The 13089-nt window shown below is 55.7% G+C and carries 15 protein-coding genes; 11 read left to right on the forward strand and 4 right to left on the reverse strand.

What is annotated here, in order from left to right:
- Nucleotides 1-15 precede the first annotated feature (15 nt).
- A complete protein-coding gene (gene srmB / locus G544_RS0118135; RefSeq protein ID WP_027275891.1) occupies nt 16-1335 on the reverse strand; it encodes an ATP-dependent RNA helicase SrmB in 1320 nt (439 codons plus the stop codon).
- 226 nt (nt 1336-1561) lie between these two features.
- Here srmB and G544_RS0118140 point away from each other — a divergent pair, with 226 nt between their 5' ends.
- From G544_RS0118140 to G544_RS0118160, 5 genes are all read left to right on the forward strand, one after another.
- Nucleotides 1562-2311: a tRNA1(Val) (adenine(37)-N6)-methyltransferase gene (locus G544_RS0118140; protein ID WP_027275892.1), complete on the forward strand. Its 750-nt coding sequence runs from the start codon at nt 1562-1564 to the stop codon at nt 2309-2311.
- Nucleotides 2312-2641: 330 nt separating this feature from the next.
- The gene (rpoE, locus tag G544_RS0118145; protein ID WP_027275893.1) at nt 2642-3217 is read left to right on the forward strand and encodes an RNA polymerase sigma factor RpoE; all 576 of its coding nucleotides are present in this window, start codon (nt 2642-2644) and stop codon (nt 3215-3217) included.
- A 51-nt stretch (nt 3218-3268) separates the two neighbouring features.
- Complete coding sequence (gene rseA / locus G544_RS21025) at nt 3269-3904, forward strand: anti-sigma-E factor RseA (protein ID WP_051155831.1); 636 nt, start codon at nt 3269-3271, stop codon at nt 3902-3904.
- A gap of 3 nt (nt 3905-3907) precedes the next feature.
- Nucleotides 3908-4852, forward strand: coding sequence for a sigma-E factor regulatory protein RseB (gene rseB / locus G544_RS0118155; protein WP_036037990.1), 945 nt, complete (start codon nt 3908-3910; stop codon nt 4850-4852).
- A gap of 12 nt (nt 4853-4864) precedes the next feature.
- Nucleotides 4865-5326: a SoxR reducing system RseC family protein gene (locus G544_RS0118160; RefSeq protein WP_027275895.1), complete on the forward strand. Its 462-nt coding sequence runs from the start codon at nt 4865-4867 to the stop codon at nt 5324-5326.
- Nucleotides 5327-5435: 109 nt separating this feature from the next.
- Here G544_RS0118160 and bhsA read toward each other — a convergent pair whose 3' ends face one another.
- Nucleotides 5436-5696, reverse strand: a complete 261-nt coding sequence (gene bhsA, locus G544_RS0118165; protein WP_027275896.1) for a multiple stress resistance protein BhsA — start codon at nt 5694-5696, stop codon at nt 5436-5438.
- A gap of 312 nt (nt 5697-6008) precedes the next feature.
- Here bhsA and lepA point away from each other — a divergent pair, with 312 nt between their 5' ends.
- The 6 genes from lepA to pdxJ all read left to right on the forward strand — a co-directional run bounded on the left by lepA (nt 6009) and on the right by pdxJ (nt 12305).
- On the forward strand, nt 6009-7826 hold the full coding sequence (gene lepA, locus G544_RS0118170; RefSeq protein WP_027275897.1) for a translation elongation factor 4: 1818 nt from the start codon (nt 6009-6011) through the stop codon (nt 7824-7826).
- 9 nt (nt 7827-7835) lie between these two features.
- Nucleotides 7836-8825 carry a signal peptidase I gene (gene lepB, locus G544_RS0118175; RefSeq protein WP_027275898.1) on the forward strand — a complete coding sequence of 330 codons (990 nt, stop codon included), beginning with the start codon at nt 7836-7838 and terminating at the stop codon, nt 8823-8825.
- Between the two features lie 236 nt (nt 8826-9061).
- Nucleotides 9062-9742: a ribonuclease III gene (rnc, locus tag G544_RS0118180; RefSeq protein WP_027275899.1), complete on the forward strand. Its 681-nt coding sequence runs from the start codon at nt 9062-9064 to the stop codon at nt 9740-9742.
- On the forward strand, nt 9739-10665 hold the full coding sequence (era, locus tag G544_RS0118185; RefSeq protein WP_036024577.1) for a GTPase Era: 927 nt from the start codon (nt 9739-9741) through the stop codon (nt 10663-10665). Before rnc ends, era begins: the two co-directional genes overlap by 4 nt.
- 9 nt (nt 10666-10674) lie before the next feature.
- Nucleotides 10675-11403 carry a DNA repair protein RecO gene (recO, locus tag G544_RS0118190; protein WP_027275901.1) on the forward strand — a complete coding sequence of 243 codons (729 nt, stop codon included), beginning with the start codon at nt 10675-10677 and terminating at the stop codon, nt 11401-11403.
- Nucleotides 11404-11570: 167 nt separating this feature from the next.
- Nucleotides 11571-12305 (forward strand): pyridoxine 5'-phosphate synthase, encoded by a 735-nt coding sequence (gene pdxJ, locus G544_RS0118195; protein WP_027275902.1) that lies wholly within the window; start codon nt 11571-11573, stop codon nt 12303-12305.
- Between the two features lie 133 nt (nt 12306-12438).
- On the opposite strand, the gene G544_RS0118200 is transcribed toward pdxJ, so the two are convergent.
- Both G544_RS0118200 and G544_RS0118205 read right to left on the reverse strand, forming a co-directional pair.
- Nucleotides 12439-12714 (reverse strand): type II toxin-antitoxin system RelE/ParE family toxin, encoded by a 276-nt coding sequence (locus G544_RS0118200; protein ID WP_027275903.1) that lies wholly within the window; start codon nt 12712-12714, stop codon nt 12439-12441.
- A 3-nt stretch (nt 12715-12717) separates the two neighbouring features.
- Nucleotides 12718-12966, reverse strand: a complete 249-nt coding sequence (locus G544_RS0118205) for a CopG family ribbon-helix-helix protein (RefSeq protein WP_027275904.1) — start codon at nt 12964-12966, stop codon at nt 12718-12720.
- Between the last annotated feature and the right edge of the window lie 123 nt (nt 12967-13089).

Consider the following 13089-nt stretch of genomic DNA (forward strand, 5'->3'; position numbering starts at 1 on the left):
TGCGGTGAGAAAGCGTTAGCTTTGGCTTGACTCAGCGTCCGCGGACGGCTTGCGGCGTTTGCCGACGTTCTTGCTGTCGCGATGGCGAACCTTCACCTTCTTCTCTTTGCTCTTTTCTTTACGCTTCTCCGCCGCTTTGGCCTTGGCCTTTTTAGACGGCTTGTGGTCGCCGGGCTTTGGCGTTTTGGTCGTGGGCCGAAGCTCGTCGATGACCCGCATTTTGACCGGCTCTTTCAGGTAGCGTTCTATCTTTTCCAGCAGCGGGTGGTCGTGCGCTTCAACAAAAGAGACGGCGACGCCCTTTTTCCCCGCCCGGCCGGTGCGGCCAATGCGGTGTAAATAGGTATCGGCAGTGCGTGGCATGTCGTAGTTGAAGACGTGGCTGATGTCCTGAATGTCCAGCCCGCGAGCGGCGACGTCGGTTGCAACCAGCACTCGCACCGTACCGTCCTGCAGGCGCTTGATGGCCTCGTTGCGCTTGGCCTGCACCATCTCGCCTTCTATATAGAAGCACTTGATGTCGGCCTCTCGCAGCCAGCGGACCAGCTCGTGCAGCCTTTCGCGCTTGCGCACGAAGACTATCGACTTGCTGACTTCCGGCTGCTTGAGCCAGTGGCTGAGCAGGGCGGTTTTGTGGGTCAGATCGTCGGCGCGATAGTACCACTGGTGGATTTTGTTTTTCTCGCGGCGAGACGACTCGGCCTCTACGCGAACGGGATCTTTGAGCAGGCGCTCGGCGAAGTCGTTAATCGCTTCCCCTTCCAGCGTCGCGGAAAAGAGCATCGTCTGCTCGCGCCAGCGGGTTTCTCCGGCAATGTGTTCGATGTCCTGAGCAAAGCCCATGTCCAGCATGCGGTCCGCTTCGTCCAGAATAAGGATCTCAACCGCGCGGCAGTCAAAGTTCTCTTCCTTTATATACTGCAAAAGCCGCCCCGTGGTGGCGACCACGATGTCCTGATTTTCGCTGAACACTTCGGCGTGGTTCATATAAGCGACGCCGCCGGTAATAGTCGCGATGTCCAGATGGGTGTGGGCAGCCAGCTCGCGGGCCTGGTCGGCAACCTGCATGGCGAGCTCGCGGGTCGGCGTCAGGATTAAAACGCGCGGCGGGCCCGACTTTTTACGCGGCGAGTCGAGCAGGTGCTGAAGCGCCGGAAGCAGGTACGCGGCGGTTTTACCCGTGCCGGTCGGCGCGGAGCCGAGGACGTCGCGTCCTTCCATTGCGGGCGGAATTGCCACTGCCTGGATCGCCGTAGGGCGAGCGTAGCCTTTGTCGCTGAGGGCGTCTAACAGCGGCTGGTCGAGTTCTAGTGCGGAAAAGTCTAATACGGTCATGGTCTACCTCTGCTTGGGGCGCCGATTATAGATGTATTATGCGGGATCTTCACCCGTTATTGTCGATCTTCCTCTCTTCTTTCTTCGGCATAGGGCCGCCAGAGGCGACGGCGCTTTTATTTAAGCCGCTTGCATATGGCGCATTCGCCCCCATTTTTGGTTAAAATCGACCTTTTACCGCGTTGACGACGGACGATAAAAAGCGAACATTCCGCTGGGCAGAGAGATGAAGACAGAAAAAGGGGCGATAGCGCATCGCCGAGGCGGCTTTACGTTCAAACGCTTTTTTGTTGCACACGACAGGTGCGGCATGAGGGTGACGACCGACGGCATTCTTTTGGGAAGCTGGACGGCGATCGGCGGCTCGTGTCGTCGCGTTCTGGATATTGGAACCGGAACCGGGCTGCTGGCATTGATGCTGGCGCAGCGCAGCGGGGACGACGTCGTACTGGACGCGGTTGAAATCGACGCCGCCGCCGCCCTACAGGCGCAAGAAAACGCGGCGGCGTCGCCTTGGCCGCAGCGCATTCGCGTATTTCGGGAGGATATAAAAGCGTTCGGGCAGGAAAACCTCGGCGGCTACGAGGTGATTGTCAGCAATCCTCCCTACTTTGAACAAGGGTGTGAATGTCGCGATACGCCAAGGGCAAAGGCGCGCTATACGGCGGCGCTCAGCCATCGCGACCTTCTTTGCTGCGCCGACGCGCTGCTGGCGCCGCAAGGGGCGTTTTCTCTGATCCTACCGGTCGCGCAGGCGGCGTCGCTGCAGGAAACCGCGCGAGAGTTCGGATGGTTTGTTCGACGCCGGGCCTGGGTAAGCCATCGCGAAGGGCGTTCGCCCTACGTTACGCTGCTGGAACTGGTGAAAACGCCGTGCTCAACCGATGAGACGCACCTGTTTATACGGGAACCGGACGGGCGCAGCTATACGGAAGCCTTTAAGCACTTAACGCGGGATTTCTACTTATCTTTTTAAGCCGTTGAGCGGGAAGGTTCCAAAATAAATTGAAATAGACTCTAAAATTAATAAAGAAGCGCGAATCCTCTGTGTCAAGACAAGTAAGTTTGCGGTTTAATGGTAAACTTTGTGTTAATCTATAACGCCTTAGGCTGCGGCCTGGCGGGTAAAATGAAAAGTGAAATAGCGGCGCTGGCTGGTTGAATAATTAGTAAACAATAACAGTATCGCGTAACGCTATGGAACTTATTGCAATAATGGGTTTCTAACGATTGCTTGCTCAAAGTGAAGATAAAAAACGGGTCAGCAATAAGTACGCATCGAGATAGTTGAGGAGCATTACCTCGGATGAGCGAGCAAGTAACCGACCAAGCGTTGGTTGAACGAGTCCAAAGAGGAGACAAGGCGGCATTTAATATTCTGGTTGTCCGTTACCAGAGTAAAGTTGCGGGCCTCGTTTCCCGCTATGTGCCGCAGGCGGACGTTTCCGACGTGGCGCAGGAGTCGTTTATTAAAGCTTACAGGGCGTTGGCCTCTTTCCGTGGAGACAGCGCGTTCTATACCTGGCTATACCGCATTGCGGTGAACACGGCAAAGAATTACCTGGTTGCCCAGGGGCGCCGCCCGCCGTCCAGCGATGTAGACGCGGGGGACGCAGAAAATTTTGAAAATGCGAGCGCATTGAAAGAAATTTCGAACCCTGAGAACTTAATGTTGTCTGAGGAACTGAAGAGAATCGTTTTTAGCACCATCGAGGCGTTGCCGGAAGACCTGAAAATGGCAATCACCCTGCGGGAAATCGATGGTTTGAGCTACGAAGAGATTGCGGAAATCATGGACTGTCCGGTAGGCACCGTTCGCTCCCGCATCTTCAGAGCTCGAGAGGCGATTGATAATAAAGTACAACCGTTGATACAGCGTTAGCTGTGTTTTTAGGCAATTGGGATGTTGTAAAAAAGAAAAAGGGTATAAGGCATGCAAAAAGAAAAGCTTTCCGCTCTGATGGACGGGGAATCGATCGACAGTGAAACGATCGAACAACTGTCTCAAGATAGAACGCTTCAACAAAGCTGGCATCGCTACCACCTGATTCGCGATACGATGCGCGGGGATATCGGCGACGTAGTCCATTTGGATATTGCCGATAAAGTGTCCGCTGCACTCGCTCTTGAGCCTGAGCTCTCTGATGTCTCCCAACCCGAGATTTCACAGCCGCATCCGTCAACCTGGCAGAAAATGCCGTTTTGGCATAAGGTTCGCCCGTGGTTTTCCCAGATGGGGCAAGTGGCCGTCGCCGCCTGCGTATCTCTAGCCGTGATCGTCGGCGTGCAGCAGTTTAATCAGCACGGCGAAGAGGGCGCTCCGGATGCTCCCGTCTTCAATACGGTGCCTTTAAGCGGCCAGGCGTCGCCGGTCAGCTTTGATGTTGCGACCGAAGGCGCGCAAAACATTAATCAGCAGGCATCGGAACAGCGTAAGCGCATTAACGCTATTTTGCAGGACTATGAACTGCAGCGCCGTTTGCATGCTGAACAGTTAAAAACGGTACAGCCGTCCGCAAGCTCTAGCGCTAACAACGGTCAGTCTGCACAACAAGGGTTATCCCAGTAGTCGATGAAGTCAGCTGCTTTTATTCTCTGTAGTTTGCTGGGGGGATTAGTCTCCCCGGCATTTGCTAATCCGCAAGGCTCAACCGAAGCGCTGCTTGAGGAAATGACCTCCGCCAGCCGGGCGATGAGCTATGAGCTTTCCTATATCAACGTCAGCAAGATGGGCGTTGAGTCTCTCCAGTACAGCCACTCTTTGCAAAACGGTCAGCCGCTGGTCCAGATGATTAACATGGACGGCCCGCAGCGCGAAGCCATCATGCGCGGATCCGAAGTCAGCTATTTTGAACCGGGCATGGAGCCGTTCAGCATTCGCGGCGATCACATCGTTGATTCGCTGCCGGCGCTGGTGTTTGCCGATATCGCTCGCCTTGAGCGCTACTATGACTTCGTTAAAGTCGGGCGCTCGCGCATTGCCAACCGCCTGTGCGACGTGGTGAGAGTCGTTCCTCGAGACGGACTGCGCTATAGCTACGCGGTATGGCTGGATACGGAAACCAGGCTGCCGCTGCGGGCGGATCTTATCGATCGCGACGGCGACACGCTGGAGCAGTTTCGCGTTATCGCCTTTACTGCCGGCGACAGCGTGCGTGAGAAGATGGCAAGCGGCGCTTTACCCGATATGCCGCCGCTGCTCTCTATCCCTTCCGGCGACAAGCTTTCCCTCAACTGGAAGGCCGGCTGGCTGCCGGTCGGATTTACCGAATCGTCCCGCAGCCGCCACGGCGTACCTAATTTAAACACGGTCGTTGAGTCGCGCCTGTTTTCCGACGGCCTGTTCAGCTTCTCTTTAAGCATTACGCCGACCGGCTATCAGTCCGGCGAGCACCAGCTGCGGCAGGGACGGCGGACAATTCATACCGAAACTCGCAATAACGTCGAAATTACCGTTATCGGCGAGCTTCCTCCCGCTACGGCAAAACGCATTGCCGACGGCGTCGTTTTTAACTAGAGCGCGCCAGATATGCTGAGCGAATGGGCTACCGTCGTCGACTGGCAGCAAGGGGTGGCGACGCTGCGCTGCGAGCAGCGCTCCGGATGCAGCGGCTGCCGTTCCTCCGCCAGCTGCGGAACGCGAGCTTTGAGCAAGCTTGGGCCTAACGGCATCCACGAACTGAAGGTCGACTATGCCCAGCCGCTGCTTCCGGGGCAGCGCGTGGAGCTGGCGATTCCCGAATCCAGCCTGATTGCTTCCGCTCTACTGGTCTATATGGTGCCGCTTTTAGGCATCCTGCTGTTTTCTTCCCTGCTTTATTTTGGGGCCGGAACCGATCTGGCCGCCGTGGTTGGCGCTGCGTTTGGCGCGGCCGCCGGATTTGGCGTCGCGCGCTTTTACGCCGTCAGGCTGGCGAAAAGGCCGACGATGCGTCTGACCATCGTCCGGGTGGCGCTGCCCGGCGTTAACCTGGACGAAGATGCAGTTTAGAAAAGAGAGAATAAAAAACACTCCGCGTGAGCGGAGTGAAAGACAGGAAGTACAGAAAATGATGAAACGTCGTAATGAGGGAAGAGAGTTACGGGACACGCCCTAGGCGTTACTTGTAGATAATCGCCGTGCCGCTGACCCTGTTGTTACCGGAAGCGGAAACGATGTAGTAATAGCTGGCGCCCTGGGCGTCCGCCTTTGCGGCAAGCTGGCTCTCCAGTGCGGTCAGGCTGATAGCGCTGCTGGCGGAAACGGTGCCAATCTTATCCAAATTTTCTGTCTTAGTTCTGTCAACCTGCTCTGCGGCAAAAGAGCTGAAGGATAAAGCGGACAGTACGGCGGCGGCAGCGATTAATTTAACGTTTTTCATGGTAATTAACTCCAGTTGGTTTAAGGAAGAGAGAAGATGTTCTCTCGATGTGTGTCATTATAGGCGTCTGACTCACGATGGATAGCGGAGTAAATTGACAATTTTATTCAATTTTTTTGACTGTTTGTCAGCGAATTTAAGAAATAAGAGGACGGTCGGTAAGGGGCATTCATCGCGTATGTCGCTATGTTTTAACCATCCCGACGTGTAGAATGTCCGCCAGTTTAATATTGACGTAAAATTTTTCGGGGCGCGGTGGGCATGGAGTTTACTGCGTACTCGTGTGTTTCTGTATCAGCCGGATTTAGGTAAATGACTGATAATAAAGTTATCGCAAACAAGAACATAAGAAACTTTTCGATTATTGCCCACATTGACCACGGCAAGTCGACGCTGTCTGACCGCATTATTCAACTCTGCGGCGGCTTGAGCGATCGTGAAATGGCGGAACAGGTTCTGGACTCTATGGATTTAGAGCGGGAGCGCGGCATTACGATCAAGGCGCACAGCGTGACGCTGGACTACAAGGCTAAAGACGGCGAAACCTACCAGCTAAACTTTATCGACACGCCGGGGCACGTTGACTTTTCTTATGAGGTTTCTCGCTCGCTGGCGGCCTGTGAAGGGGCGCTGCTGGTGGTGGACGCGGGTCAGGGCGTAGAAGCCCAGACGCTGGCCAACTGCTATACCGCCATTGAAATGGATCTGGAAGTCGTGCCGGTGTTGAACAAAATTGACCTGCCGGCGGCCGATCCCGATCGCGCGGCGCAGGAAATCGAGGACATCGTCGGCATCGATGCGACCGACGCCGTGCGCTGCTCGGCGAAGACCGGCGTCGGTGTGCCGGACGTGCTGGAGCGCCTGGTAAGGGACATCCCGCCGCCTGAAGGCTCCGCTGACGCGCCGCTGCAGGCGCTGATCATCGATTCCTGGTTTGACAACTATCTGGGCGTTGTGTCGCTGGTGCGGATTAAAAACGGCGTGCTGCGTAAAAACGACAAGATTAAGGTAATGAGCACCGGCCAAACCTACGGCGTAGACCGCCTGGGCGTGTTCACCCCAAAACGTATTGATACCGAGAAGCTGGGCTGCGGCGAAGTAGGCTGGGTTGTTTGCGCGATCAAGGACATCCTGGGCGCGCCGGTGGGGGATACGCTGACCGGCGCCCACCATCCGGCCGACAGGCCGCTGCCGGGCTTTAAAAAGGTGAAGCCGCAGGTGTATGCGGGCCTGTTCCCGGTGAGTTCCGACGACTATGACGCCTTCCGCGACGCGCTGGGCAAGCTGAGCCTGAACGACTCTTCCCTCTTCTATGAGCCGGAAAACTCTACCGCGCTGGGCTTCGGCTTCCGCTGCGGCTTCCTCGGCCTGCTGCACATGGAGATCATTCAGGAGCGTTTGGAGCGCGAATACGATCTCGACCTGATTACCACCGCGCCGACGGTCGTTTACGAAGTGATTACGACCGCCGGAGAAACGGTGTACGTCGACAGCCCCGCCAAGCTGCCGCCGCTGAACAATATTGAAGAGCTTCGCGAACCGATAGCGGAATGCCACATGCTGCTGCCTCAGGAATATCTGGGCAACGTCATCACGCTGTGCGTAGAAAAGCGCGGTGTGCAGACCAACATGGTGTATCACGGCAATCAGGTCGCGTTGAGCTATGACATCCCGATGGCGGAAGTGGTGCTGGACTTCTTCGACCGCCTGAAGTCGACCTCTCGCGGCTATGCGTCTCTCGACTACGGCTTTAAGCGCTTCCAGGCGTCGGACATGGTGCGCGTTGACGTCATGATCAACGGCGATCGCGTGGACGCGCTGGCGCTGATTACCCACCGCGATAACTCGCAGACTCGCGGTCGCGAGCTGGTGGAAAAGATGCGTGAGCTCATTCCTCGCCAGCAGTTCGACATTGCTATTCAGGCCGCGATCGGCAACCACATTATCGCCCGCTCGACGGTAAAACAGCTGCGTAAAAACGTGCTGGCGAAGTGCTACGGCGGTGACGTAAGCCGTAAGAAGAAGCTGTTACAGAAGCAAAAAGAAGGTAAGAAGCGCATGAAGCAGGTGGGGAACGTCGAAGTTCCGCAAGAAGCGTTTTTGGCCATTCTTCACGTTGGTAAGTCCTAAGGAGTTCGCATGGCGAATATGTTTGCCTTGATTTTGGCCGTGGCTACGCTGTTAACCGGCGTATTTTGGTGCCTTGAGCGCTTTAAGTGGGCGCCGGCTCGTCGTCTCAAGATTGAGGCGCTCAGAGTGGAAAACGACGGCAAAATCGACCGCCAGGCGCTAGAAAAAATTGTCGGCGGTTTGGGGTGGAAGGAGTCGCTTGGCTCTCTGTTTCCCGTTTTAGCCGTTGTGTTTATTTTGCGTTCTTTCCTTTATGAACCGTTTCAAATTCCCTCCGGCTCCATGATGCCGACGCTGCTTATCGGCGATTTTATTCTGGTGGAGAAGTTTGCTTACGGCGTTAAAGACCCGATTACCCAGACGACGCTGATTGAAACCGGTAAGCCCCAGCGCGGCGACATCGCGGTATTTAAATATCCTCTGGATAAAAACGTGGACTACATCAAGCGGGTGGTTGGACTGCCGGGCGATACGGTGCACTACGATCCGACCTCGAAAAAGCTGACGATTACGCCAGCCTGCCCAACGGATAAGGACTGTGAGCCGGCGCAGGAGTTAGAGTATTCAGCGCTGGAAAAGAGCAACTGGTTTATTGGCTCTGAGCCCGTAGAAGGGCACTTCGGCCAAATGAGAAACCGCTTCTTCGATCTGGAAACCGAGGCGGAGCGCGCCAGGGGGCTGATTGGCGTAGATATGCAGCAGCGTGAAGAAAAGCTGGGCGACGTGGTTCACCAGACGTTGACCATCCCCAACGTGGTTGCCCGCGCCGGAGAGTACTATCAGCAGCCCGGCTCGCCGGCGAATACCTGGATTGTACCTCAGGGGAAATATTTCATGATGGGCGACAACCGCGACAACAGCGCGGACAGCCGCTACTGGGGCTTTGTGCCGGAAGAAAACTTCGTCGGTAAGGCCACGGGCATCTGGATGAGCTTTGAAAAGCAGGAAGGCGAATGGCCAACCGGAGTGCGTTTAAGCCGCATCGGTGGGATTCACTAGTTTATTTAGGTTATACTGAGCCGCGTATGGTGACACTGCGCGGCGTCTCTACTTCGCTAAAATGCGTGGTAGGGCCGAAGGACGCGGCCTGAACGTCTATTAAAAGACGAGCATCCGGATTTGAGCCCGACTTAAATCCGGATTTTGCTATTAGGCGGGATACAGCCTAACGGGATGCCTCGGCCCACAAAATAAACCGAGCGCTTTTTTTGATTTGAACTAGTTATTGGAAATGCATGAACCCTATCATTATTGAAAGGCTACAGCGAAAGCTGGGGTATACGTTCCAACAGCAATCGCTTTTACAGCAGGCTCTGACGCACCGAAGCGCCAGCAGCAAACATAACGAACGTCTGGAGTTTTTAGGCGATTCCATTTTGAGTTTCGTGATCGCCGATGAGTTGTACCGACGCTTTCCTCGCGTAGACGAAGGCGATATGAGCCGCATGCGGGCCACACTGGTGCGCGGAAATACGCTGGCGGAGATCGGTCGCGAATTTGATTTAGGCGAATGTTTACGCTTAGGGCCGGGTGAACTAAAAAGCGGCGGCTATCGCCGTGAGTCCATTTTGGCCGATACGGTAGAGGCGCTGATCGGCGCCGTCTTCCTGGACAGCGACATTCACCAGGTCCAGACGCTGATTTTAGCCTGGTACCATTCTCGCCTGGAGTCCATTAGCCCCGGCGACAAGCAAAAAGATCCCAAGACCCGGCTGCAGGAGTTCCTGCAGGGGCGCCATCTTCCGCTGCCAACCTATCTGGTGACGCAGGTCAGAGGCGAGGCGCACGATCAGGAATTTACCATTCAGTGCCGGGTCAGCGGTATTAACGACGATATCGTCGGCATCGGCGCAAGCCGCCGCAAGGCGGAGCAGGCTGCGGCCGAGCAGGCGCTTAAGCACTTAGGATTAGAATGACGACAGAAAATCAAACGCCGGAGCAGGAAGCTAACCGCTGCGGCTTTATCGCCATCGTTGGCCGACCCAACGTGGGCAAATCGACGCTGCTGAATCAGCTTTTGGGGCAGAAAGTGTCCATCACTTCCCGCAAGCCGCAGACTACGCGCCACCGCATCATGGGCATTCATACCGAAGGGGCCTATCAGGCGATTTACGTCGATACCCCGGGGCTGCACATCGAAGAAAAGCGGACGATTAACCGCCTGATGAACCGAGCGGCGAGCAGCGCGATAGGCGACGTCGAGCTGGTGATTTTCGTCGTGGAGGGCACCCACTGGACGCCGGACGACGAAATGGTGCTCAACAAGCTGCGCAGCGTCAGGTGCCCGGTGATCCTGGCTATCAATAAAGTGGACAACGTGACGGATAAAGATTCGCTGCTGCCGCACATCGCATTTTTAAGCCAGCAGATGAACTTTATGGAGATCGTGCCCATCGCAGCGGAAGAGGGCATGAACGTAGACGCGATTGCCAAAATTGTGCGCAGCCAGCTGCCGATCGCTGAGCACCACTTCCCCGAAGACTACGTGACCGATCGTTCGCAGCGCTTTATGGCGGCGGAGATTATCCGCGAAAAGCTGATGCGCTTTTTAGGCGACGAGCTGCCTTATTCCGTGACGGTGGAGATTGAGCGCTTCGTCGCCAACGAGCGCGGCGGCTACGACATCAACGGCCTGATCCTGGTTGAGCGCGACGGTCAGAAGAAAATGGTGATCGGCAATAAAGGGCAAAAGATCAAGACTATCGGCATTGAAGCGCGCCGGGACATGGAAGAGATGTTCGAAGCGCGGGTTCACCTGGAGCTTTGGGTGAAAGTGAAATCGGGCTGGGCGGACGACGAGCGCGCGCTGCGAAGCCTGGGCTACACGGACGACCTCTAAGGCGCCCCCGTGGACGGCTGGCAACGCGCTTTTGTGCTGCACGGGCGGCCTTACAGTGAGACCAGCCTGATGCTGGACCTGTTTACCGAAAGCCATGGCCGCATTAAGGCGCTGGCGAAAGGGGCGCGGGGCCGCCGCTCTCAGCTTAAAGGCTGCCTACAGCCCTTTACGCCGCTGCTGGTGCGCTGGGGCGGGAAGGGTGGCGTGAAAACGCTGCGCGGCGCCGAAGCGGTTTCTCTGGCGCTGCCGCTGTCCGGCATTACGCTTTATAGCGGCCTGTACGTCAACGAAGTGCTCTCCCGAGTGCTGGAAGACGAAACGCCATATTCCTCCCTGTTCTTTGACTATCTGGCCTGTATCCAGCAGCTTGCCGGCGAATCAGGCTCGCCGGAGCGCGTCCTGCGGCGCTTTGAGCTGGCCTTGCTGGAGCACCTTGGCTACGGCATCGATTTTCTCCACTGCGCAGGCAGCGGCGAACCGGTCAGCGAAACGATGACCTACCGCTATCGCGAAGAGAAGGGCTTTATCGCAAGCCTGGTGATAGACCACCATACCTTTACGGGGCGCGATCTGGTGGCGCTGTCAAACCGCGAGTTTCCCGATGACGAAACGCTGCGTTCGGCCAAGCGCTTCACCCGCATGGCGCTTAAGCCCTATCTGGGCGGCAAGCCGCTAAAAAGCCGAGAGCTGTTTCGCCAGTTCACTCCGCGCACGCCGGAATCTAAGGCTGACCGTTAGATTGACAGCCTGGTAGCGTCTTCTTTACGTTGATAAATTTCCGACATGCCCTCGGTTTGATTTTCTTTTGCCTCGAAATCCGGTAAAAGGGATACACTGTTTTCAGACTGCTGCGACGGTGCGCGCGGCGGCTAACTTTTCACTTTTGTACGCTCGAGGTAGAAGTCATGTCGGACTTATTGTTAGGCGTTAATATCGACCACATTGCCACTTTACGCAACGCGCGCGGAACCGCGTATCCCGATCCGGTTCAGGCGGCGTTTATTGCCGAACAGGCCGGCGCGGACGGCATTACCGTGCACCTGCGGGAAGACCGCCGCCACATTACCGACCGAGACGTGCGCCTGCTGCGGGAAACTATCCAGACGCGCATGAATCTGGAAATGGCGGTAACCGACGAGATGGTCGGCATCGCCTGCGAGGTTAAGCCCGCGTTCTGCTGCCTGGTGCCGGAAAAGCGTCAGGAGGTGACGACCGAAGGCGGGCTGGACGTTGCCGGGCAGCTGGACAAAATGACGGTTGCCGTAGAGCGCCTGATGGATGCGGGCATCGCCGTTTCGCTGTTTATCGATGCCGACGTTCGCCAAATTGATGCGGCGGTGGCGTCGGGGGCGACCTTTATCGAAATTCATACCGGCCACTATGCCGATGCGACAACGGAAATCGCCCGCGCGGCGGAGCTTAAAAGAATTGCGCACGCGGCCAGCTATGCCAAAGACAAGGGGCTTTTTGTCAACGCGGGCCACGGCCTGACCTACCACAACGTGCAGGCTATCGCCGCGCTGCCGGAAATGTACGAGCTGAACATCGGCCACGCCATTATCGGGCGGGCAGTGATGTCAGGCCTGAAGGACGCGGTAGCGGACATGAAGTCGCTGATGCTGGCGGCGAGAAGGGCGTAGGGAAGAGAAACAAAGCGTCTTTAATAAGGCTGTACTGCATCCCAAAGGTTGAACATCAACTTAGTAAGGTGCAGCTTTTTTATGGAAATATCGGACGAATACTAAGGCAGAGTTTTAGTGTACGTTTGAAATATTAACGCTCTTCTTTTGTATGCCAAACGTCAACGATGAAAATGGCGTTATCTTTGACTTCGTAGTGAATTTCGTAGTCGTCTGGCAAAAATTTCCTGACCTCGCGAGGAGCATATCGCGATTGAGGCGTGCCGATTGCCGGATACGTTGTAAAGAGGGTACTTCCGGTTATCAGACGATCTAAAATATCCTCAGCGTGCAGGTGAGTGTATTGAAGGGCAAAGAGATAGATACGCTCCAGGTCGCTCTGAGCCTTAAGCGTCCAGTAAATCTCCATTTATCAGGCTTTCTTTAGGCGTTCAGCAAAATCCACCATGTCTGAATGGCTCATTACACGGCCCGCATCGACGTCAGCCAGCCCCTCCAGCACGCTTTGATGGCGGCGTTCTCGCTCAGCCAACATGGAAAGCAATGCTTCTTTTATAATCCAGCTTTTTGAACGATCCAGTTCTACTGCCAGATTTTCAACGGCAAGGGCCAGCTCAACGGGGATTTGAGCGCTGATGGTTTGCTTAGCTGAAGAGCCCATAGGAATTACCTCGTTTAATAACTCCTATTAAGTTTAGCATGTGGGTACCTATACAAGTATCGTTTTCATTGCATTATGGATGATGAAAAGCGCGTTGCTAAAAAACTGTCTGCATTATGCGGC

This window comes from Leminorella grimontii ATCC 33999 = DSM 5078, assembly GCF_000439085.1.
Classification (GTDB): Bacteria; Pseudomonadota; Gammaproteobacteria; order Enterobacterales; family Enterobacteriaceae; genus Leminorella; species Leminorella grimontii.

Excerpts from the sequence above, each read along its gene's own strand:
- lepB (WP_027275898.1), top strand. The coding sequence starts at position 7,836 with ATGGCGAATATGTTTGCCTTGATTTTGGCCGTGGCTACGCTGTTAACC.
- rpoE (WP_027275893.1), top strand. The coding sequence starts at position 2,642 with ATGAGCGAGCAAGTAACCGACCAAGCGTTGGTTGAACGAGTCCAAAGA.
- srmB (WP_027275891.1), bottom strand. The coding sequence starts at position 1,335 with ATGACCGTATTAGACTTTTCCGCACTAGAACTCGACCAGCCGCTGTTA.
- G544_RS0118160 (WP_027275895.1), top strand. The coding sequence starts at position 4,865 with ATGCTGAGCGAATGGGCTACCGTCGTCGACTGGCAGCAAGGGGTGGCG.
- era (WP_036024577.1), top strand. The coding sequence starts at position 9,739 with ATGACGACAGAAAATCAAACGCCGGAGCAGGAAGCTAACCGCTGCGGC.
- rseA (WP_051155831.1), top strand. The coding sequence starts at position 3,269 with ATGCAAAAAGAAAAGCTTTCCGCTCTGATGGACGGGGAATCGATCGAC.
- G544_RS0118205 (WP_027275904.1), bottom strand. The coding sequence starts at position 12,966 with ATGGGCTCTTCAGCTAAGCAAACCATCAGCGCTCAAATCCCCGTTGAG.
- pdxJ (WP_027275902.1), top strand. The coding sequence starts at position 11,571 with ATGTCGGACTTATTGTTAGGCGTTAATATCGACCACATTGCCACTTTA.
- G544_RS0118200 (WP_027275903.1), bottom strand. The coding sequence starts at position 12,714 with ATGGAGATTTACTGGACGCTTAAGGCTCAGAGCGACCTGGAGCGTATC.
- rseB (WP_036037990.1), top strand. The coding sequence starts at position 3,908 with ATGAAGTCAGCTGCTTTTATTCTCTGTAGTTTGCTGGGGGGATTAGTC.
- rnc (WP_027275899.1), top strand. The coding sequence starts at position 9,062 with ATGAACCCTATCATTATTGAAAGGCTACAGCGAAAGCTGGGGTATACG.
- G544_RS0118140 (WP_027275892.1), top strand. The coding sequence starts at position 1,562 with ATGAAGACAGAAAAAGGGGCGATAGCGCATCGCCGAGGCGGCTTTACG.
- bhsA (WP_027275896.1), bottom strand. The coding sequence starts at position 5,696 with ATGAAAAACGTTAAATTAATCGCTGCCGCCGCCGTACTGTCCGCTTTA.
- lepA (WP_027275897.1), top strand. The coding sequence starts at position 6,009 with ATGACTGATAATAAAGTTATCGCAAACAAGAACATAAGAAACTTTTCG.